Source organism: Streptomyces sp. NPDC035033, from assembly GCF_040636735.1.
Classification (GTDB): Bacteria; Actinomycetota; Actinomycetes; order Streptomycetales; family Streptomycetaceae; genus Streptomyces.
In genome coordinates this window covers 1-20506 of the sequence record NZ_JBEZUZ010000112.1, presented here as the reverse complement: position 1 = coordinate 20506, position 20506 = coordinate 1, and the positions used below count along the sequence as shown (strand labels likewise).

13 protein-coding genes, 1 tRNA gene, 1 rRNA gene and 1 pseudogene are annotated in these 20506 nt (G+C 72.6%); 4 read left to right on the top strand and 12 right to left on the bottom strand.

Annotated elements, in window-relative coordinates; genetic code table 11:
* The 3 genes and pseudogenes from AB0E83_RS31120 to AB0E83_RS31110 form a co-directional block, all read left to right on the top strand.
* A pseudogene (locus AB0E83_RS31120) lies at positions 1 to 493 on the top strand (DEAD/DEAH box helicase); the annotation flags it as partial.
* 176 nt (positions 494 to 669) lie between these two features.
* Complete coding sequence (locus tag AB0E83_RS31115) at positions 670 to 1488, top strand: DNA-formamidopyrimidine glycosylase family protein (protein WP_362119329.1); 819 nt, start codon at positions 670 to 672, stop codon at positions 1486 to 1488.
* A gap of 32 nt (positions 1489 to 1520) precedes the next feature.
* Positions 1521 to 2285: an SDR family NAD(P)-dependent oxidoreductase gene (locus AB0E83_RS31110; protein ID WP_362119326.1), complete on the top strand. Its 765-nt coding sequence runs from the start codon at positions 1521 to 1523 to the stop codon at positions 2283 to 2285.
* Here the strand turns inward: AB0E83_RS31110 and AB0E83_RS31105 are convergent.
* From AB0E83_RS31105 to AB0E83_RS31060, 10 genes are all read right to left on the bottom strand, one after another.
* On the bottom strand, positions 2233 to 2502 hold the full coding sequence (locus tag AB0E83_RS31105) for a hypothetical protein (RefSeq protein WP_362119323.1): 270 nt from the start codon (positions 2500 to 2502) through the stop codon (positions 2233 to 2235). The genes AB0E83_RS31110 and AB0E83_RS31105 overlap by 53 nt on opposite strands.
* 240 nt (positions 2503 to 2742) lie before the next feature.
* Positions 2743 to 3213 carry a DNA starvation/stationary phase protection protein gene (locus AB0E83_RS31100; protein WP_362119320.1) on the bottom strand — a complete coding sequence of 157 codons (471 nt, stop codon included), beginning with the start codon at positions 3211 to 3213 and terminating at the stop codon, positions 2743 to 2745.
* A 174-nt stretch (positions 3214 to 3387) separates the two neighbouring features.
* Positions 3388 to 3771 (bottom strand): helix-turn-helix transcriptional regulator, encoded by a 384-nt coding sequence (locus tag AB0E83_RS31095; protein ID WP_200428463.1) that lies wholly within the window; start codon positions 3769 to 3771, stop codon positions 3388 to 3390.
* Positions 3772 to 3865: 94 nt separating this feature from the next.
* Positions 3866 to 4405 carry a CinA family protein gene (locus AB0E83_RS31090; RefSeq protein WP_362119317.1) on the bottom strand — a complete coding sequence of 180 codons (540 nt, stop codon included), beginning with the start codon at positions 4403 to 4405 and terminating at the stop codon, positions 3866 to 3868.
* Positions 4402 to 5076, bottom strand: a complete 675-nt coding sequence (gene pgsA, locus AB0E83_RS31085) for a CDP-diacylglycerol--glycerol-3-phosphate 3-phosphatidyltransferase (protein ID WP_362119314.1) — start codon at positions 5074 to 5076, stop codon at positions 4402 to 4404. The genes AB0E83_RS31090 and pgsA overlap by 4 nt, the downstream gene beginning before the upstream one ends.
* On the bottom strand, positions 5073 to 6596 hold the full coding sequence (rimO, locus tag AB0E83_RS31080) for a 30S ribosomal protein S12 methylthiotransferase RimO (protein ID WP_362119311.1): 1524 nt from the start codon (positions 6594 to 6596) through the stop codon (positions 5073 to 5075). Before rimO ends, pgsA begins: the two co-directional genes overlap by 4 nt.
* Positions 6597 to 6686: 90 nt before the next feature.
* Positions 6687 to 7505, bottom strand: a complete 819-nt coding sequence (locus AB0E83_RS31075) for a helix-turn-helix domain-containing protein (protein WP_362119308.1) — start codon at positions 7503 to 7505, stop codon at positions 6687 to 6689.
* 285 nt (positions 7506 to 7790) lie between these two features.
* Positions 7791 to 10610, bottom strand: coding sequence for a DNA translocase FtsK (locus tag AB0E83_RS31070; RefSeq protein ID WP_362119305.1), 2820 nt, complete (start codon positions 10608 to 10610; stop codon positions 7791 to 7793).
* 196 nt (positions 10611 to 10806) lie between these two features.
* Positions 10807 to 11481 carry a response regulator gene (locus tag AB0E83_RS31065; RefSeq protein ID WP_031015299.1) on the bottom strand — a complete coding sequence of 225 codons (675 nt, stop codon included), beginning with the start codon at positions 11479 to 11481 and terminating at the stop codon, positions 10807 to 10809.
* Between the two features lie 300 nt (positions 11482 to 11781).
* Positions 11782 to 17301, bottom strand: coding sequence for a HAMP domain-containing protein (locus tag AB0E83_RS31060; protein ID WP_362119302.1), 5520 nt, complete (start codon positions 17299 to 17301; stop codon positions 11782 to 11784).
* A 268-nt stretch (positions 17302 to 17569) separates the two neighbouring features.
* On the opposite strand from AB0E83_RS31060, the gene AB0E83_RS31055 reads away from it, so the two are divergent.
* Positions 17570 to 20215 carry a SpoIIE family protein phosphatase gene (locus tag AB0E83_RS31055; RefSeq protein WP_362119300.1) on the top strand — a complete coding sequence of 882 codons (2646 nt, stop codon included), beginning with the start codon at positions 17570 to 17572 and terminating at the stop codon, positions 20213 to 20215.
* A gap of 120 nt (positions 20216 to 20335) precedes the next feature.
* Here the strand turns inward: AB0E83_RS31055 and AB0E83_RS31050 are convergent.
* Both AB0E83_RS31050 and rrf read right to left on the bottom strand, forming a co-directional pair.
* A tRNA-Thr gene (locus AB0E83_RS31050) sits at positions 20336 to 20408 on the bottom strand.
* A 5-nt stretch (positions 20409 to 20413) separates the two neighbouring features.
* Positions 20414 to 20506: ribosomal RNA gene (gene rrf / locus AB0E83_RS31045) — 5S ribosomal RNA — on the bottom strand; the annotation flags it as partial.

Here is a 20506-nt window from a genome sequence, read left to right as displayed (position 1 = left end):
CCGGGGCTTTTTGGGGGGGGCGCGGGGGGGCGCCCCCCTGGCCGGGTGGGCCGCCCCGGCCCCCGCGCGGGGGGCGGCGCCCCCCCCCCGGGACCGGGGCGCCGAGGCGGGCACGGGCCCGCGCGCGGTGGTGCTGGCCGCCGCCGACCCGGCGAACGCGTACGGGGCCGCGCTGCCGTGGCCCGAGCCGCCGACCGGCGCCGGGCACAAGCCGGGCCGCAAGGCGGGCGCCCTGGTGGTGCTGGTCGACGGCGAGCTCGCGCTGTACGTGGAGCGGGGCGGCAAGACGGTGCTGTCCTGGCCGGTGGAGCCGGACGACCCGGCCCTGACGGCGGCGGCCGGGGCCCTGGCCGAGGCCGCGCGGGCCGGGGCGCTGGGCACGGTCACGGTGGAGCGGATCAACGGCGCGACGGCCCTGACCTCCCCCCTGGCCCGCCCCCTGGAGGCGGCGGGCTTCCTGGCCACCCCCCGCGGCCTCCGCCTCCGCGCCTGACCGGCCGCGAAAGCCCGCCCGACCCGGAAGCCCGCCCGACCCGAAAGCCCGACCGCCACGGAAGCCCGCCCGCCGCAGAAGCCCGCCCGGCCCGGAAGCCCGACCACCGCAGAAGCCCACCCGGCCCGGAAGCCCGACCACCGCAGAAGCCCACCCGCACCCGGCATCATGGCCCCATGCCCGAAGGAGACACCGTCTGGCAGGTCGCGCACCGGCTGCACGCCGCGCTGGCCGGGCGGGTGCTGACCCGCGCGGACCTGCGGGTTCCCCGCTTCGCGACCGCGGACCTCACCGGCCGCGCGGTCCTGGACGTCACCCCGCGCGGCAAGCACCTCCTGACCCGGATCGAGGGCGGGCTCACCCTCCACTCGCACCTGCGGATGGACGGCGCCTGGCGGGTGTACGCCACCGGTGAGCGCCCCCGCGGCGGCCCCGCGCACCAGATCCGGGCCGTCCTCGGGAACGAGGAGCACACCGCGTACGGCTACCGCCTGCCGGTCCTGGAGCTGATCCGCACCGCCGAGGAGCCCCGGGTCGTGGGCCATCTCGGCCCCGACCTGCTGGGGCCGGACTGGGACCCGGAGGAGGCGGTCCGCCGCCTGCTCGCCGACCCGGCCCGCACCCTCGGCGAGGCCCTGCTCGACCAGCGCAACCTCGCCGGCATCGGGAACATCTACAAGTCGGAGCTGGCCTTCCTGGCGGCCGTCACGCCCTGGCTCCCGGTCGGCGAGCTGGCCCCCGGCGTGCCGCTCCGCCTGGCGGCGACCGCCCACCGCCTCCTGGAGGCGAACAAGGACCACCCCGACCGGCGCACCACGACGGTCCGCCGCCCGGGCACCCCGCTGCACGTCTACGGCCGCGAGGGGCGACCCTGTCTGCGCTGCGGCGCCCCCGTCCGCAAGGCGGAACTCGGCGACCGGGTCACGTACTGGTGCCCGGCCTGCCAGCGGGGCCCCGGCCCTGAGCCCTCGGGTCCCCGCCCTCCCAATGATTGACGGTCCGTCAGATCCGGTCGTACGGTCCCCCCATGAGCCTCTCGGTGTACGACCTCACCGGCCGCACCGCCTTCGTCACGGGCGCCGCGAGCGGCATCGGCCGCGCGAGCGCCGTCCTCCTGGCCCGGGCCGGCGCGGCCCTGCACCTGGCCGACCGCGACGGGCCGGGCCTGGCGGAGACGGCCGCCCTGATCACCCGCGCGGGCGGCACGGCCCGCGTCCACCCCCTCGACGTGACCGACCGGTCCGCGCTCGCCGCCGCCGTCGACGCGGCCGGCCCCCTGCACGTGATGGCGGCGGTCGCCGGGATCATGCACACCGGCACGGTCCTGGAGACCCGCGAGGAGGACCTCGACCGCGTCCTCTCCGTCAACTTCAAGGGCGTGCTGTACGCCTGCCAGGAGGCGGCCCGCTCGATGATCGCCTCCGGCACGCCGGGGTCGATCGTCACCATGGCCTCGGGCGCCATGGACACCGCGAGCCCCGGACTGCTCTGCTACAGCGTCGCCAAGGCGGCCGTCGTCCAGCTCACCAAGACGCTCGCGGTCGAGGCGGGCCCGCACGGCATCCGGGTCAACGCGGTCGCCCCCGGCTGGGTGCGCACCCCCATGACGGACCGCCGCGAACCGGCGGCCCAGGAGCGGGCCGAGGCCGCGATGGTCCGTCACTCACCGCTGCGGCGGGTCGGCGAGGCCGAGGACGTCGCGCACGCGGTCCTCCATCTCGCCTGCGACGCCTCCTCGTTCACGACGGGTCAGATCCTGCGGCCGAACGGCGGCGTCGCCATGCCCTGGTGAGGCGGGCCCGGGTGAGGAGGGCCGGCCGGGAGGAAGCGGCCACGTGCACCGGCAGCAGGCTCAGCCCCCAGCCGCCCGCGGCCACCGCCCCCTCGACCGGTCCGGCCTCCCCCGGAACCAGCAGCAGGCGCAGCACCGCCCACCACCAGAGCCCCCCGGCCACCAGTCCGACCGCGATCAGCGTGAGCGTCACCAGCGGAACCCGTCGCCGTACCATGGCCGCCTCCTGCGCTCGACGCTAGACCGGCGGGATCACCCTGCGGGAGGGCGCACCGGTGTCAGCCCCGGCGCGCGCCCCGCGCACGATCCGGCGGTCGCCCCCGCGCGCGGGGCACCGCGCGCCGACGGCGCGCTCCCGCCCGCCCTTCCCGTGACCGGGCGCCCCTCCGGCGCCCGCTTCCCCGCGCGCGCCGCACGCCACCGAGCCCCCGGCCGTCCGTATCACCGCGCCGGCCGCCTAGGCGCTCTCCGCCTGGAACATCCAGGCGTGCTTCTCCAGGTCGGCCGTGAGGCCGATGAGGATGTCCTGGCTGACGGGGTCCGGGTCGGCGGTGGCCTCCACCCGTTCCCTCATCCGGGTGATGACGGCCCCGAGCGCGTCCACCAGGGTCCGCACCGCCTCCGTGTCCTTGATCCAGCCCTCCGGGACGGTGCCGATCGCGCTGGTGGCGGCCACCGTGGCCGCGCGTCCGTCCGGGTTGACCCCGATCGCCGAGGCCCGCTCGGCCACGACGTCGGAGTGCTGCCGGGCGGTGTCCACCACCTCGTCCAACTGCAGGTGGACGGAGCGGAAGCGCGGCCCGACGACGTTCCAGTGCACCTGCTTGGCGACCAGCGCCAGGTCGACGAGGTCGGCCAGGGCGCCCTGGAGCGCTTCCCCGACCGTCTTGAGGTCGGCTTCGGACAGCGGGCTCTTCACGACAGACATGCGGGATCTCCAACCAGTCGTACGTTCCCCCCACCATGGCACGCTTGTCCGGAATCCGGCATCTCAAACAAATCGCCCGAATGCCTGGCCCACCGGGGACGGCCGCACACGACGGAGCCCCGGGCGGCACCCCGCGAGGGGGACCGACCGGGGCTCCGACCCGTTCCGGTGGTGTCAGGCGGCGACGACGTCCACGGCCTCCGCGGGCGCCTTGATGGTCACCCGCTCGGTGGGCACACCGGCCACCGACGTCACCGACACCGAATTGAGCATCGGACGGACCGGCGACGGCACCGGTTCGCTCGAAGCCGCCGACTCGGCCAGTTCGGCCAGTGACAGCTCGTCGCTCACTTCGCGCATGAGCTCGGACATCCGTACGTCCAACGCGTCGCAGATCGCGGAGAGCAGTTCGGAGGAAGCCTCCTTCTGCCCCCGCTCCACCTCGGAGAGATAGCCGAGCGAGACTCGGGCGGACGAGGAGACTTCGCGCAGAGTACGGCCCTGGCGCTGGCGCTGCCGACGCAGCACGTCACCCAACAGGCGACGGAGCAGAATCATCGGTGGCTCCCTCCTCGGACCGCGTAGCCGCATCCTTCACGCCCCACCGTACCGCCTCGCGCCGCGGCCGTGCGGGGAGCGATGTCGTGTTCACTCAGGGCTGCAAACATCCATTCCCCCCGTTCTGTTCCGTATCCTGTGCCCGCGCATTTCCCGAGAGTTCGTCGTGGAGCAGTTCCAGCACGCTCCGCACACTCTCTCTACGGATTTCCGCGCGATCGCCGTTCAACCTCAACGAGACCACTTTCCCGGCCGCCTCGCCTGTCGTGGCGGGTCCCGCGACCGCCACGTAGACGGTCCCGACGGGCTGCCCGTCCTGCGGATCGGGCCCCGCGACCCCGGTCGTCGCCATCCCCCAGTCGGCGCCGAGACGGTCCCGCACACCCCGCGCCATCTGCACCGCGACCTCCGGATCCACCGCCCCGCGCTCGCGCAGCAGGCCGGCGTCCACCCCCAGCAGCTCGTGCTTGAGGGGGGTCGCGTAGGCGGTGACGGAGCCGAGGAAACTCCGGGAGGCTCCGGGCACCTCTGTCAACTCCGCGGCCACCAGACCGCCGGTGAGCGACTCGGCGGCGGCCAGCGTGTGGCCCCGCTCCGCGAGGAGGGCGAGCAGCCGGGCCGCCACGCCGCTCATCGCGCCGGGGTCTCCGCGCGGGCGGCGGCCCGCTCGGCCGCGAGCCCCTTGCGCCGCAGGACGACCGCCTGTCGCACATAATCCAGACCGGTGACGACGGTCAGCACGACGGCCACCGCCATCACCCAGAAGCGCAGCGTCGCCAGCGGGCCGGTGAGCATCAGCACGTACATGCCGACCGCCGTGCCCTGGGCGAGCGTCTTCATCTTGCCGCCCCGGCTGGCCGGGATCACCCCGTGCCGGATCACCCAGAAGCGCATCAGCGTGATCCCCAGCTCGCGCGCCAGGATCACTCCGGTCACCCACCAGGGCAGGTCACCGAGGCCGGAGAGGCAGATCAGGCCGGCCGCCATGATCGCCTTGTCGGCGATCGGGTCGGCGATCTTCCCGAAGTCCGTGACCAGGTTGTACGTCCGGGCCAGATGTCCGTCGAAGACGTCCGTGATCATGGCGACGGCGAAGGCCGCCCACGCCCAGGCCCGCCAGACGGGGTCGTGCCCGCCGTCCTGGAGCAGCAGCACCACGAAGGCCGGCACGAGGACGAGCCGGATCATGGTGAGGATGTTGGCGATGTTCCACACGCTGACGGGGTTCACGGCCGCCGCGCCCAGCTTGCCGCGGGGCGCCGGCCTTCCGGTCCCGCCCGTGGCGGATGCCGGGACTCCGGTCATCTGCCCACCTCCTCGGCAACGGGGGTCTGGGGGTCGCTCCCCAGGAGATCGCGGTACTCCGCCACGAGGTCGACGCCTTCCGTGCCCACGACCTTCGCCCTGACCATACGGCCCGGGGCCAGGTCCAGGCCCGCGCCACCACCGTCGGTGAGCAGCACCTGTCCGTCCGTCTCGGGCGCCTGGTGGGCGGCGCGGCCGATCCAGCCGTCCTCCTCGTCCTCGGTCTCCACCAGTACCTCCAGCATCTCCCCGATCCGCTCCTCGGCGCGCTGCGCGGTGAGCTCCTCGGCGAGGCGGGAGAGGTGGGCGAGGCGCTCGTCCACGACCTCCTGGTCGAGCTTGTGCTCGTACGTGGCGGCCTCGGTGCCGTCCTCGTCGGAGTAGCCGAAGACGCCGATGGCGTCGAGCCGGGCGTGGGTGATGAAGCGTTCCAGCTCGGCGAAGTCGGCCTCGGTCTCGCCGGGGAAGCCGACGATGAAGTTGGAGCGGGCGCCGGCCGTCGGGGCCTTCTCGCGGATGGTCGCGAGCAGGTCGAGGAAGCGGTCGGTGTCGCCGAAGCGGCGCATGGCGCGCAGCACGTCCGGGGCGCTGTGCTGGAACGACAGGTCGAAGTAGGGCGCGACCTTGTCGGTGGAGGTGAGCACGTCGATCAGGCCGGGGCGCATCTCGGCCGGCTGGAGGTAGCTGACCCGGACCCGCTCGATGCCGTCGACGGCGGCGAGCTCGGGCAGCAGGCCCTCCAGCAGGCGGATGTCGCCGAGGTCCTTGCCGTACGAGGTGTTGTTCTCGGAGACCAGCATGATCTCCTTGACGCCCTGCTCGGCGAGCCAGCGGGTCTCGTTCAGCACGTCCGAGGGGCGGCGGGAGACGAAGCTGCCGCGGAAGGACGGGATGGCGCAGAAGGAGCAGCGGCGGTCGCAGCCGGAGGCCAGCTTCACGGAGGCGACGGGGCTGCGGTCGAGGCGGCGGCGGAGCGGGGCGCGGGGGCCCGAGGCGGGCGCGAGGCCCTCGGGCAGGTCGCCCGGGACGTTCTGCGGCTCCTCGGCGGCTCCGTGGCCCGGGAGGGCGACCTCGGCGGCCGCTTGCTGCCGGTCGACCGGGGAGAGCGGGAGGAGCTTGCGCCGGTCGCGCGGGGCGTGCGCCTCGACGCTGCCGCCGCTGAGGATGGTCTGGAGGCGGTTGGAGATGTCGGCGTAGTCGTCGAAGCCGAGCACGCCGTCGGCCTCGGGGAGGGCGTCGGCCAGCTCCTTGCCGTAGCGCTCGGCCATGCAGCCGACGGCGACGACGGCCTGGGTCCTGCCGTGGTCCTTCAGATCATTGGCTTCGAGGAGGGCGTCGACGGAGTCCTTCTTGGCGGCTTCGACGAAGCCGCAGGTGTTGACGACGGCGACGTCCGCTTCCTCGGCGTTCTCGACGAGCTCCCAGCCGTCCGCTGCCAAGCGGCCTGCGAGCTCCTCCGAGTCCACCTCGTTACGGGCGCAGCCGAGAGTGACAAGGGCGACGGTACGGCGTTCGGGCATGGACTCAAGACTACTTCGTCCCGGACGTGACCCCGTCGCTCAGGGTTCACCTGAGCGACGGAGGTCACACGTGCCGCACGGCTCCCGGGGTCAGCCGGCCTCGGGGTCGCCCTTGGTGTAGCTGAGCCGCTCCACCTGGCCGTCCTCGAACTTCTCGGAGACCTTCTTGCCGTTCACGTACAGCTCGATCGCGCCCGCGTTGCCGAGGACGAGGTCGACCTGCTCGTCGTCCTGGAAGGTCTTGGTGTCGCCTTCCTGGAGGAAGCCGTCGAAGAGCATCTTGCCGTCGGCGGCCTTGGCCGAGATCCAGCTCTTGCCGTCGGCGGTGAGCTTGACGGTGACCTTGTCCGCCGGGACGGCGGCGATGGCGCTCTCGGTCGGCTTGGGGGCGGGCTTGACCGGCTTCGGCGCGGCGGAGCTCGCCTTCTCCGGGGCGGGCGCGGGACCGCCCTCGGCGGCCGTGGTCCCCTTCGGGCCCTCGGTGCCGTTGAACATCGTGAAGCCGACGAAACCGACGACGGCGACGATCGCCGCGACCATGGCCGCGGTCCAGTTGGGCCGCCTGGGCTCGGGGCGGATACGTTCCGCCTCGAAGAGCGGGGCGGCGGGGGTGGGCGAGGGACGGCCGCCGTGGTCGGCGTCGTACCGCTCGATCAGCGGCGCCGGATCGAGCCCGACCGCACGCGCGAGCGTCCGGATGTGACCGCGCGCGTAGACGTCGCCGCCGCAGCGCGAGAAGTCGTCCTCCTCGATGCCGTGCACGATCGGGATCCGGACACGGGTGGAGGCGCTGACCTCTTCGACGCTGAGGCCGGCGGCGATGCGGGCCTGCTGGAGGATACGGCCGATCGGTTCCCGGTCGTCTGACGGGAACGTCCGGTCGTCTTCGGGGGAGTTGCCGATGGACACGAGAGCGCCTTTCGAGCGTGTAGCCACCTGCTGGACGTTCAGTCTATGGGTGGTACGAAAGGGTGGGGCAACCGGGCGGGTGCGGTTTGTACGCCATAGAGGTTGTACGCCGCGAGGACCGGACATCAGGATGGGTCATCCTTCTGTCCTTCCGTCCAACTTGACGAACGGCCAGGGGAAACGGTTGCCCCCGGTTCCCTTACGAGTGAGTCTCGGCCCGGTCTCGAACGGGTACGCCGTCCCGACCGCCCCGCGCCTCCCGCCCGCCCCGCGCCTCCCGCCCGGTCACTCCGCCGACTCGCCGCGGATGACCGCGAGCACCCCGTCCAGCTCGTCCGGCTTGACGAGCACGTCCCGCGCCTTGGACCCCTCGCTCGGCCCCACGATGTTCCGCGACTCCATGAGGTCCATCAGCCGGCCGGCCTTCGCGAAGCCGACGCGCAGCTTCCGCTGGAGCATCGAGGTGGAGCCGAACTGGGTCGACACGACCAGCTCGGCCGCCTGGCACAGCAGGTCCAGGTCGTCGCCGATCTCCTCGTCGATCTCCTTCTTCTGCTTGGTGCCGACGGTGACGTCGTCCCGGAAGACCGGCGTCATCTGGTCCTTGCAGTGCTGCACCACGGCCGCGACCTCGGCCTCGGTGACGAAGGCGCCCTGCATGCGGACCGGCTTGTTCGCGCCCATCGGCAGGAACAGGCCGTCGCCCTTGCCGATCAGCTTCTCGGCGCCGGGCTGGTCGAGGATGACCCGGCTGTCGGCGAGCGAGGAGGTGGCGAAGGCGAGCCGGGACGGCACGTTCGCCTTGATCAGACCGGTGACGACGTCCACCGAGGGCCGCTGGGTGGCGAGCACCAGGTGGATGCCGGCCGCGCGGGCCAGCTGGGTGATGCGGACGATGGCGTCCTCGACGTCCCGGGGCGCGACCATCATCAGGTCGGCGAGCTCGTCGACGATGACCAGGAGGTACGGGTACGGCTGGAGCTCGCGCTCGCTGCCGGGCGGCAGCTGCACCTTGCCGTCCCGGATCGCCTGGTTGAAGTCGTCGATGTGCCGGAAGCCGAAGGCGGCCAGGTCGTCGTAGCGCAGGTCCATCTCGCGCACCACCCACTGGAGGGCCTCGGCGGCCCGCTTGGGGTTGGTGATGATCGGCGTGATCAGGTGCGGGATGCCCTCGTAGGCGGTGAGCTCGACCCGCTTGGGGTCGACGAGCACCATCCGGACGTCCTCCGGGGTCGCCCGGATCATGATCGAGGTGATCAGGCAGTTGATGCACGAGGACTTTCCGGAGCCGGTGGCGCCGGCGACCAGGACGTGCGGCATCTTCGCCAGGTTGGCCATCACGTAGCCGCCCTCGACGTCCTTGCCGAGCGCGACCAGCATCGGGTGCTCGTCCCCCGCCGCGTCCGCGAGCCGCAGCACGTCGCCGAGGTTGACCATCTCCCGGTCGGAGTTCGGGATCTCGATGCCGACGGCGGACTTGCCGGGGATCGGCGAGATGATCCGCACGTCCGGCGAGGCCACCGCGTAGGCGATGTTCTTCGTCAGGGCGGTGATCTTCTCGACCTTCACGGCGGGCCCGAGCTCGACCTCGTACCGGGTGACCGTCGGGCCGCGGGTGAAGCCGGTGACGGCCGCGTCCACCTTGAACTCGGTGAAGACGTTCGACAGCGCGTCGACGACGGCGTCGTTGGCCGCGGACCGGGTCTTGCCCGGCCCGCCCCGCTCCAGCAGGTCCAGCGACGGCAGCGCGTAGGTGATGTCGCCGGAGAGCTGGAGCTGCTCGGCCCGCGCCGGCAGGTCCGTCGGCTCCGGCGCCGGCTTGGTCAGATCGGGTACGGAGCCGCCCGCGGGCCGCTTCTCCCCGCGCGCGGGCGGCACGTTCGGCGGCGACGCCGGCGGGGGCGGTACGGGCCCGGTGGCCTCGTCCGCCGGGCCCCCGGCCCCTTCGGACAGGGCCGCGGCCCGCTCGGCGGCGACGTCCCGGGTCAGGTCGGCGACCAGCGGCGACGGCGGCATGCCGTTGAGCACCGCCCCGTCGAGGGCGGCGGCCGCGGCGGCGGCCACGTCGACCGGGTCCAGGCCGTGGTCGGGGGCCTTCGTCCGGGGGCGGGCGGTGCGGCCGCGCCGCTCCAGCGCCTCCGCCTCGGCCCGGTCCACGTCGTACGGGTCGGCGGGGCCGCCGCTCCGGCGCCGGGCCGGCCGGGCGGCCCGCGGCGGCGCGGCCTCCTCCCAGTCGTCCTCGTACGCCGCGTACTCCTCGGCGGTCTCCTCGTACACGGGCTCGACCAGGCCGAGCCGGACGCCGAGGGCGCGCAGCCGCTGCGGGATCGCGTTGACCGGGGTGGCGGTGACGACGAGCAGCCCGAAGAGGGTGAGCAGCACCAGCAGGGGGACGGCCAGGACCTCCCCCATCGTGAAGACCAGCGGCTGGGACGCGGCCCAGCCGATCAGTCCGCCCGCGTCCTGTATCGCCTCGGCTCCGGCGTCCCGGCCCGGCGAGCCGCAGGCGATGTGGACCTGGCCGAGGACGCCGAGGACCAGGGCGGACAGGCCGATCACGATCCGGCCGTTGGCCTCGGGCTTCTCCGGGTAGCAGAAAAGCCGGAAGGCGATCCCGCCGAGCAGCAGCGGCACCAGCAGGTCGAGCCGGCCGAAGGCGCCGGTCACCAGGAGCTCGACGAGGTCGCCGACCGGGCCGCGCAGCTGGGACCAGGTGCCGGCGGCGACGATCAGCGCGCCGCCGAGCAGCAGCAGGGCCAGACCGTCCTTGCGGTGGGCGGGGTCGAGCCCCTTGGCGCCGCGTCCTATCCCCCGGAAGACCGCGCCGACGCCGTGCGCGGCGCCGCGCGCCACCTTGTACACGCCCCCGGTCGGGGACGGCGCCGGGCGGGGCGCGGGCCGCTTCGCGGCGGTCTTCTTCGCGGGCGCGCGCTTGGCGGGCGCGGCCTTCTTGGCCGGCGCCTTCTTCGCGGGCGGCTTGCCCGAGGTCTTCGCCGGGGACTTCGTCGTGGACTTGGCGGCCGCTTTCCTCGCGGCCCCCGTCGTCCGGCCGGCGCGTGATGACGCGGTGTTCTGTGAACCCTTGCCGGACGTCCGTGAAGCCATGGTGCTGAGGTTACCGGGGAGCGGCGCGGGCTGTCCGCCTCACCCGAACGTGTCGCCCTTGCCCCGTCACGGAGCTGACGCCCGGTCACCGGCGACGGGCACCGGATGACGTCCCCTCAGCCCCGCCCGGTCCCGACTCCGCGCGGTCCCAGCCCCGCCCGGTCTCAGCTCTGCCCGGTCTCAGCTCTGCGCGGTCTCAGCTCTGCGCGGGCAGCGAGGGCGCGCCGCCGGTGCCCGGCTCCAGCGCGTCCAGCGCCCGCCGCAGCCCGGTGAGCTTGCGCTCCAGGTGGGCGGCGGTCGCGACGGCGGCCGCGTCGGCCGACTCGTCGTCGAGCTGCTTGGACAGCGCCTCGGCCTGCTCCTCCACGGCGGCGAGCCGGGCGGACAGCTCGGCGAGCAGACCGGCGGCCTCCTTGCCCTGGCCGCCCTCGCCGCCGCCCTCCAACTGCAGCCGCAGCAGCGCGGCCTGCTCGCGCAGCTTGCAGTTCTTCATGTACAGCTCGACGAAGACGGAGACCTTGGCGCGCAGCACCCACGGGTCGAACGGCTTCGAGATGTAGTCGACCGCGCCGGCCGCGTACCCGCGGAAGGTGTGGTGCGGGCCGTGGTTGATCGCGGTGAGGAAGATGATCGGGATGTCCCGGGTCCGCTCGCGGCGCTTGATGTGCGCGGCGGTCTCGAAACCGTCCATGCCGGGCATCTGGACGTCGAGCAGGATGACCGCGAAGTCGTCCGTCAGCAGCGCCTTGAGCGCTTCCTCCCCGGACGATGCCCGCACCAGCGTCTGATCGAGCGCGGAGAGAATGGCCTCCAGCGCCAGCAGATTCTCCGGCCGGTCATCGACCAGGAGGATCTTGGCCTTCTGCACCATGCCCCGTCCTCCTCGTCCCGGCAACGGCTCGACCCGGCGTCCGGTACCGCTGCCGGAACCGGGGGAAGCACCGGGCGCCGCCCCAGAGGACGGCTTCCTGGTGCCGTCCGTCCTTGTGCCGGTCATCGTAGCCGCACCCCGCCCATCGCCACACCCTGTCACCGTGATGTCACTGTGCACAGTGCGGAAACGGGGCGCGGGTCGAGAAGGTTCCCCGGATCGGAGGCTCTCACACGCGGGCGGCGAGGGTACGCCGTGGCGTGCCGGGCCGCGCGGGCCCGGCACGCCGCGGCGGCGGGTTCACTCGCCCCGCATCCACTGCTCCATGACGGTCAGCAGGTAGTCGGGGTCGACCGGCTTGGTGACGTAGTCGGAGGCACCCGACTCGATCGCCTTCTCCCGGTCCCCCTTCATCGCCTTCGCGGTGAGCGCGATGATCGGCAGCCCCGCGAACTGCGGCATCCGCCGGATCGCGGTCGTCGTCGCGTACCCGTCCATCTCCGGCATCATGATGTCCATCAGGACGACCGTCACGTCGTCGTTCTGCTCCAGGACCTCGATGCCCTCCCGTCCGTTCTCCGCGTACAGCACCGCGAGCCCGTGCTGCTCCAGGACGCTGGTGAGGGCGAAGACGTTGCGGATGTCGTCGTCGACGATGAGGACCTTCTCGCCGGCGAAGGAGTAGGTCCTGCGCGGCTCCGCGCCGCCCTCCGTCTCCGTGCCGGCCCCCTCCCCGACGGGCTCGGGCCGCCCCTGCGGGCCCGGCTGCCCGGGCACCGCGCCCCGGACCTCGCCGGCGTCGGCCGTCTCCGGCGTCTCGGCCGCCTGCGCCCCGGCCTTGCGCCGGTGCCGGAACAGCGCCCCGGCGCCCGAGCGGGCCTCGCCGCGCGCGGGAGCGGGCGGGAAGTGCGGGAAGGCGTGACCGGCCGCGCCCTCCTCGGTCTCCTGCCGCGGATCGCCCGTCTCGCCCTGCCCGTACCCGTGCGGAGGCACCTCGGTCGGGTTCAGCGGCAGGTAGAGGGTGAAGGTGGAGCCGCGGCCGGGCTCGCTCGCCGCGAAGATCTCGCCGCCGAGCAGGCGGGCGATCTCCCGGCTGATCGACAGACCGAGGCCCGTACCGCCGTACTTGCGGCTGGTGGTGCCGTCGGCCTGCTTGAACGCCTCGAAGATGACCCGCATCTTGCTGGCCGCGATGCCGATGCCGGTGTCGGTCACCGAGAAGGCGATCAGGTCGGCGTCGGCGTCGCGCAGCGATCCGGCCTCCAGGAGCTGCTCCCTGATGGACTGCGGCACGTCCGCGCCGGCCGGCCGGATCACCAGCTCGACGGCGCCGGAGTCGGTGAACTTCACCGCGTTGGACAGCAGGTTGCGCAGCACCTGGAGGAGCCGCTGCTCGTCGGTGTGGAGGGTGGCGGGCAGCTCGGGCGAGACGCGGACCGAGAAGTCCAGCCCCTTCTCCGCGGTGAGCGGCCGGAAGGTCGCCTCCACGTAGTCGACGAGCTGGACGAGCGCGATCCGGGTCGGGGAGACGTCCATCTTGCCCGCCTCGACCTTCGACAGGTCGAGGATGTCGTTGATGAGCTGGAGCAGGTCGGAACCGGCGCCGTGGATGGTCTCGGCGAACTCGACCTGCTTCGGGGTGAGGTTGGTCTCGGCGTTGTCCGCGAGCAGCTTGGCCAGGATGAGCAGCGAGTTGAGCGGGGTGCGCAGCTCGTGCGACATGTTGGCGAGGAACTCCGACTTGTAGCGCATGGAGACGGCGAGCTGTTCGGCGCGCTCCTCCAGGACCTGCCGGGCCTCCTCGATCTCGGTGTTCTTCACCTCGATGTCGCGGTTCTGCCGGGCCAGCAGCTCGGCCTTCTCCTCCAGTTCGGCGTTGGAGTTCTGCAGCTCCTTCTGCCGGTGCTCCAGCTCCGCCGACCGCTCCTTGAGCTGTTCGGTCAGCTCCTGCGACTGCTGGAGCAGCACCTCGGTCTTGGTGTTGACGCTGATGGTGTTGACCGTGGTCGCGATCAGTTCGGCGATCTGGTTGAGGAAGTCCCGCTGGATCTGCGTGAACGGCTGGAAGGAGGCCAGCTCGATGACGCCGAGGACCTTCCCCTCGAAGAGGACGGGAAGCACGATCACGTGGGCGGGCGCGGCCTCGCCGAGCCCGGACGAGATCTTGAGGTAGCCCGGCGGCACGTTGACCTGGATGGTCCGCTTCTCCTCCGCCGCCGTCCCGATGAGGGTCTCGCCGGGGCGGAAGGACGTCGGCATGGAGCCGGCGGAGTAGCCGTAGCTCCCGCGCATGCGCAGCTCGTACGAGCCGCCGCCCTCGCCGACGAGTTCGGTGTCGTTGTTGGCGGAGCCGATCGGCGTCGCCACGAAGAAGGCGCCGTGCTGGGCGGAGACGACCGGCGTCAGCTCGCTCATGATGAGCGAGGCGACGTCGTCGAGGTCCCGGCGGCCCTGCATCAGGCCGGAGATGCGGGCCAGGTTGGACTTCAGCCAGTCCTGCTCGTCGTTGGCGAGGGTGGTGTCGCGCAGGTTGGCGATCATCGTGTTGATGTTGTCCTGCAGCGCCTGGATCTCACCGGCCGCGTCCACGCCGTCGATCTTGACGTTGAGGTCGCCGCGGGTCACCGCGGTGGCGACGGCCGCGATGGCCCGCACCTGCCGAGTGAGGTTCCCGGCCATCTCGTTCACGGACTCGGTGAGGTCGCTCCAGGTGCCCTCCACGTCGCGGACCCGGGCCTGGCCGCCGAGCTGCCCGTCGGTGCCCACCTCCCGGGCGACCCGGGTGACCTCCTCGGCGAAGTTGGAGAGCTGGTCGACCATCGTGTTGATGGTGTTCTTCAGCTCCTGGATCTCGCCCCGGGCGTCGATGTCGATCTTCTTGGTGAGGTCGCCCTTGGCGATGGCGGTGGTGACGGCGGCGATCTGCCGCACCTGGCCGGTGAGGTTGTCGGCCATGCCGTTCACCGAGTCGGTGAGGTCCTTCCAGGTGCCCGATCCGCCGGGCACCCGGGCCTGGCCGCCGAGGATGCCGTCGGTGCCCACCTCGCGGGCCACCCGGGTCACCTCGTCGGCGAACGAGGACAGCGTCGTCACCATCGTGTTGACGGTGTCGGCGAGTTCGGCGACCTCGCCGCGGGCCTCGACCGTGACCTTCTTCGTCAGGTCGCCGTTGGCGACCGCCGACGACACCCGGGCGATGTTCCGCACCTGGCTGGTCAGGTTGTTGGCCATCAGGTTGACGTTGTCGCTGAGGTCCTTCCAGATGCCGGTGACGCCGCGCACCCGGGCCTGGCCGCCGAGGATGCCCTCGGTGCCCACCTCGCGGGCCACCCGGGTCACCTCGTCGGCGAAGTTCGACAGCTGGTCCACCATCGTGTTGACGGTGGTGACGAGCTCCAGGATCTCGCCCTTGGCGTCGACGGTGATCTTCTTCGACAGGTCGCCGCGGGCGACCGCGGTGGTGACCTCGGCGATGTTCCGGACCTGGAAGGTCAGGTTGTTCGCCATGAAGTTCACCGACTGGGTCAGGTCCTTCCAGGTGCCGGAGACCCCCTGCACCTCGGCCTGACCGCCCAGGATGCCCTCGGTGCCCACCTCGCGGGCCACCCGGGTCACTTGCTCGGCGAAGTTGGAGAGCTGGTCCACCATCGTGTTGAGGGTGTTCTTCAGCTCCAGGATCTCGCCACGCGCGTCCACGTCGATCTTCTGCGACAGGTCGCCGCGGGCGACCGCGGTGGCGACCTGCGCGATGTTGCGCACCTGCGCCGTCAGGTTCCCGGCCATGCCGTTCACCGAGTCGGTGAGGTCCCGCCACACGCCGGCGACGCCCGGCACCTGCGCCTGACCGCCGAGGCGCCCGTCGGTGCCGACCTCGCGGGCGACCCGGGTCACCTGGTCGGCGAAGGCGGAGAGCTGGTCGACCATCGTGTTGATGGTGTTCTTCAGCTCCAGGATCTCGCCGCGCGCGTCCACGTCGATCTTCTGCGACAGGTCACCGCGCGCCACGGCCGTCGTCACCTGCGCGATCTGCCGCACCTGCGAGGTGAGGTTCCCGGCCATGAAGTTCACCGAGTCGGTCAGCTCGCGCCAGCGGCCGGAGACGCCGTCCACCCGCGCCTGACCGCCCAGCCGGCCCTCGGTGCCCACGTCCCGGGCCATCCGCGTGACCTGGTCGGCGAAGGACGACAGCTGCGACACCATCGTGTTGACGGTGTTCTTCAGCTCCAGCATCTCGCCGGCCACGTCCACCGTGACCTTCTGCGACAGGTCACCGTTGGCCACCGCCGTCGTCACCTGCGCGATGTCCCGCACCTGCCCGGTGAGGTTGCGGAAGGCCGTGTTCACCGAGTCGGTGAGGTCCTTCCAGGTACCGGCCGCGCCCGGCACCTCCGCCTGACCGCCGAGCCGGCCCTCGACGCCGACCTCCCGGGCCACCCGGGTCACCTCGGAACCGAAGGCGGAGAGCTGGTCCACCATCGTGTTGACGGTGTTCTTCAGCTCCAGCATCTCGCCGGCCACGTCCACCGTGACCTTCTGCGACAGGTCACCGTTGGCCACCGCCGTCGTCACCTGCGCGATGTCCCGCACCTGCGTGGTGATGTTCCGGAAGACGGTGTTGACCGAGTCGGTGAGGTCCTTCCACGTGCCGGCCGCGCCCGGCACCTGCGCCTGACCGCCGAGCAGGCCCTGCGCGCCGACCTCCCCGGAGACCCGGGTCACCTCGTCGGCGAAGGTCCGCAGGGTCTCCGTCATCTGGTTGATGGTGTCGGCGAGTTGGGCGATCTCGCCGCGCGCGCTCACGGTGACCTTCTGCGACAGGTCGCCGTTGGCGACCGCCGTCGTCACCTCGGCGATCCCTCTCACCTGATTGGTGAGGTTTCCCGCCATCGTGTTGACGGAGTCGGTGAGGTCCTTCCACACCCCGGCGACCCCGTCCACCTCGGCCTGCCCGCCGAGCTCGCCCTCGGTGCCCACCTCGCGGGCGACCCGGGTCACCTCGGACGAGAACGACGACAGCTGGTCCACCATCCGGTTGACGGTGTTCTTCAGCTCCAGCATCTCGCCGGCCACGTTCGCCGTGACCTTCTGCGACAGGTCGCCGTTGGCGACCGCCTTCGTCACCAGCGCGATGTCCCGCACCTGCGCCGTCAGCCGGTTCGCCATCGTGTTGACGGAGTCGGTCAGGTCCTTCCACGACCCGGACACGCCCCGTACGTGCGCCTGCCCGCCGAGGATGCCCTCGGTGCCGACCTCGACGGCCACCCGCGTCACCTCGGACGCGAAGACCGACAGCTGGTCCACCAGGTGGTTGACGGTACGCGCCACCTTCAGGAACTCGCCGCGCAGCGGCCGCACCGTCCCGTCCGACCCCTCCGAACGCAAGTCCATCCGCTGTTCCAGGTCGCCCTCGGCGACCGCCGTCAGCACTCGGCTCACCTCGGACACCGGCCGCGCCAGGTCGTCGACGAGCGCGTTCGCCGCCTCGATCGCCGCCGCCCACGCGCCCTCGGTCGTCCCGGCCTCGAGCCGCTCGGACAGCTTGCCCTCGCGGCCGACCACCCGCCGCACCCGGGACAGCTCCCCGGTGACGTGCATCTGCCGGTCCGCGACCTCGTTGAAGACGGCCGCGATCTCGGCCATCACCCCGTCGCCGGAGACGGTCAGCCGCCGCCGCAGGTTTCCGTCGCGCATCGACACCAGCGCGGACAGCAACCGCTCCAGCGCGGCCGCGTCCACCTGCACCGTCCCCCCACGGGAACGCCCGCCCCTCGCGCGCGTGCCGCTGCCGCCGCCGCGCCGCGCCGCCGTGCCAGACTCCACCGTGTCCCTCCCGAAAGGGGTTCGACCGTTCCGCTCCGGCTCCCGCCGAAGCATTCCCAGTGTTTCACCGCGACCGAACCAGGCGATAACAGTTCGGCAGCTTCGCACAACGTCCCCACCCCTGGAGGGCGGAAACAGCGGAGACCGGCATCCGCGGGGACGGCGAAGGTAAGTAACCTGGCATCCGGCTGTCCAGCCGTCCCGTCCGCCCGGCGGGGGCGGTGTGGAACGCGTACGACCACCGGGCAGCGGGAGGGGCAGACCGAGCATGGCAGAGCCGGGCGTCGAGACGCGTACGAGGAGTGCTGTGATCACCGCGCGGGCGACTGCCACCTTCGAGCCCGTGGGACGGTCCGTCGCCGCCGCCCGGGCCTTCGTCCGGGACACCCTCCAGGGCTGGGGCCACCCCGAGCTGGTCGACGACGCCGTCGTCCTCACCAGCGAGCTGGTCACCAACGCCGTGGTGCACGCCGGCACCGCCGCCGACGTGCTGTGCCTGCGCTCCGAGGACAGTGTCCGCGTGGAGGTCGCCGACCGCTACCCGGAGCGCGAGATCCCCGTCCAGAGCGGCCGCAGCATGGCGAGCCCGGACCGGGAGAACGGCCGCGGCCTGCTCCTGTGCGCCGCCCTCGCCGACCGCTGGGGCGTCGACTACTCCCCCACCCGGAAGCACGTCTGGTTCCACCTGGACCTCCCGCAGCGCCCCGTCGGCACCCGTTCCGCCGGCCCGGTCCTGCCCGACGCCCTCCTCCCCGCCGCCGACAGCCGGGTCCGCGTCGCCGTCGTCCAGATCGACCGGGGCGGCGCCATCACCTCCTGGAACGAGGACGCCGAGGAACTCTTCGGCTACCCCTCCGAGCAGGTCACCGGCAAGCCGCTCGGCGACCTCGCCGCCTGGCCGCACACCCCCGGCATCGGCACCGGCCTCGCCGAGGCCCTCCGCCTCTCCCGCTGGGAGGGCAGCTACGGCCTCCGCCGCGCCGACGGCCGCGTCATCCCGGTGTACGCCTCCCACCTGCGCGTCCGGGACGCCGAGGGCGAGCCCTCCACGGTCTGTCTGCTGGTGCGGGAGGAGGAGCGCGCGGTCCTCCAGACCCCGCAGCGCCCCGCCGCCGACCCCGGCGCGGAGAGCCGTGCCACGGACCCCTTCGAGGTCTTCATCGGCTCCCCCGCCCCCGACGACCTGGACGGCCTGCTCCAGCGCACGGTCGAGCGGGCCCGGGACATGCTCGACGGCGACGCCGCCTTCCTCCTCCTCGCCACCGACGACGAGACCGAGCTGGAGGTGCGGGCGACGACCGGCCTCCCGGCGGCCCGCCAGCGCTTCGCGCGTGTGCCCGTGGAGACCGGCGCCAGCCGTTACGGCTCTGCCCGCATGCCCGCCGTCCACGAGGACCTGTCCGCCGTCCCCGGCGCCGTGCCCCTCCTGGAGGGCACCGGCATGCGCTCGGTGGTCACGGTCCCCCTGAAGGTCGAGGGCCGTCTGACCGGCTCCCTGGGCGTCGCCGCCGAGGCCGCGAACCGCTATTCGAACGAGGAGGCGCTGCGCCTCCAGTTCGCCGCCGACCGCATCGCCCTGGCCGTCGAGTCGGCCCGTCTCGGCGAGCTCGAACGCCTCCGCCGCGGCTCCCTCAGCTTCCTCGTCGAGGCCTCCGACCTGCTGGCCGGCACCCTCGACCGCGACCAGACCCTGGCCCTGATGGCCCAGATGACGGTCCCCACCCTGGCCACCTGGTGCGCGGTCTACACGATCGCCGACCCGACCTCGGACCCGTACCTCTCGTACGTGCTCCACGAGGACGAGGACCGCATCGACGGCCTGAAGGCCCTCCTGGGCTCCATCGCCCCGCCCGACCCTGTGCCGTCGCCCGGCGCCCGGCTCTGGACGGCCCCGGGCGACGCCGCCCACCGGGCCGCGCTGGCCGCCTCGGCCCGCGAGCTGGAGCACCTGGGCAGCCCGCTCTCCTCCGGCATCGACACCACCCTGGCCACAGCCGGCACGGTCGCCGGCGAGACCGTCGTCCTGCCCCTGGTCGCCCGCAACCGCGTGATCGGCATGCTCACCCTGGGCCGCCCGGCGGAGGACCACTTCCGCCAGGAGATCCTGGAGCTCGCCGAGGACCTCTCCCGCCGGGCGGCCCTGGCCCTGGACAACGCGCGCCTGTACTCGGAGCGCAACGCCATCAGCCAGTCCCTCCAGCGCAGCCTCCTCCCCCCGGACCTCCCGAAGATCCCCGGCGTCGAGGTGGACGTCATCTACCGCGCGGCCGGCGAGGGCAACGAGGTCGGCGGCGACTTCTATGACGTCTTCCCCATCAGGGAGGACGTCTACGGCTTCGCCATCGGCGACGTCTGCGGCACGGGCCCGGAGGCCGCGGCCGTCACGGGCCTCGCCCGGCACGCCCTGCGCCTCCTGGCCCGCGAGGGCTTCGGCGGCCCGGCGGTCCTGGAGCGCCTGAACGCAGCCATCCTCGACGAGGGCGCCCGCAGCCGCTTCCTGACCCTGCTGTACGGCGAGCTCCGCCCGCAGCCCGACGGCTCGGCGGCCCTGAAGGTCGTCTGCGCCGGCCACCCGCTCCCGCTGCGCCTCCGCCCCGACGGCACGGTCACCCCGGCCGCCGAACCCCAGCCCCTGCTGGGCGTGATGGAGGACCTGGAGCTGTACGAGGAGACCTTCACGCTCGACCCCGGCGACGTCCTCCTCTGCGTCACGGACGGCGTCACCGAGCGCCGCGAGGGCACCCGCATGCTGGGCGACGACGGCCTCGCCGAAGCCCTCAAGGGCTGTACGGGCCTGACGGCCGGCGCGGTGGGCGGCCGCATCCTCCGCACCGTGGAACGCTTCGCCCACGCCCCCGCCTCGGACGACATGGCCATCCTGACCCTGCGCCTCCAGGAACCGGACCCCAACTGACCCCGAAGACCCCGGAAAGAGGAAAGGGCGGCGCCCGGCCGAAGGCGCCGCCCTTTCTTCCGCACCAGTTCCCCGGAAACGCAAAAAGGCCCCCGCCAACTGGCGGGGACCTTTTCTCTGAGCCCTTTAACGGAATCGAACCGTTGACCTTCTCCTTACCATGGAGACGCTCTGCCGACTGAGCTAAAAGGGCGGGTTGTTCGGCGGTGTCCTACTCTCCCACAGGGTCCCCCCTGCAGTACCATCGGCGCTGAAAGGCTTAGCTTCCGGGTTCGGAATGTAACCGGGCGT

Bases quoted from the DNA above. Each gene is read 5' to 3' on its own strand.
- AB0E83_RS31115 (WP_362119329.1), top strand. From the start codon at position 670: ATGCCCGAAGGAGACACCGTCTGGCAGGTCGCGCACCGGCTGCACGCC.
- AB0E83_RS31110 (WP_362119326.1), top strand. From the start codon at position 1,521: ATGAGCCTCTCGGTGTACGACCTCACCGGCCGCACCGCCTTCGTCACG.
- AB0E83_RS31105 (WP_362119323.1), bottom strand. From the start codon at position 2,502: ATGGTACGGCGACGGGTTCCGCTGGTGACGCTCACGCTGATCGCGGTC.
- AB0E83_RS31100 (WP_362119320.1), bottom strand. From the start codon at position 3,213: ATGTCTGTCGTGAAGAGCCCGCTGTCCGAAGCCGACCTCAAGACGGTC.
- AB0E83_RS31095 (WP_200428463.1), bottom strand. From the start codon at position 3,771: ATGATTCTGCTCCGTCGCCTGTTGGGTGACGTGCTGCGTCGGCAGCGC.
- AB0E83_RS31090 (WP_362119317.1), bottom strand. From the start codon at position 4,405: ATGAGCGGCGTGGCGGCCCGGCTGCTCGCCCTCCTCGCGGAGCGGGGC.
- pgsA (WP_362119314.1), bottom strand. From the start codon at position 5,076: ATGACCGGAGTCCCGGCATCCGCCACGGGCGGGACCGGAAGGCCGGCG.
- rimO (WP_362119311.1), bottom strand. From the start codon at position 6,596: ATGCCCGAACGCCGTACCGTCGCCCTTGTCACTCTCGGCTGCGCCCGT.
- AB0E83_RS31070 (WP_362119305.1), bottom strand. From the start codon at position 10,610: ATGGCTTCACGGACGTCCGGCAAGGGTTCACAGAACACCGCGTCATCA.
- AB0E83_RS31065 (WP_031015299.1), bottom strand. From the start codon at position 11,481: ATGGTGCAGAAGGCCAAGATCCTCCTGGTCGATGACCGGCCGGAGAAT.
- AB0E83_RS31055 (WP_362119300.1), top strand. From the start codon at position 17,570: ATGGCAGAGCCGGGCGTCGAGACGCGTACGAGGAGTGCTGTGATCACC.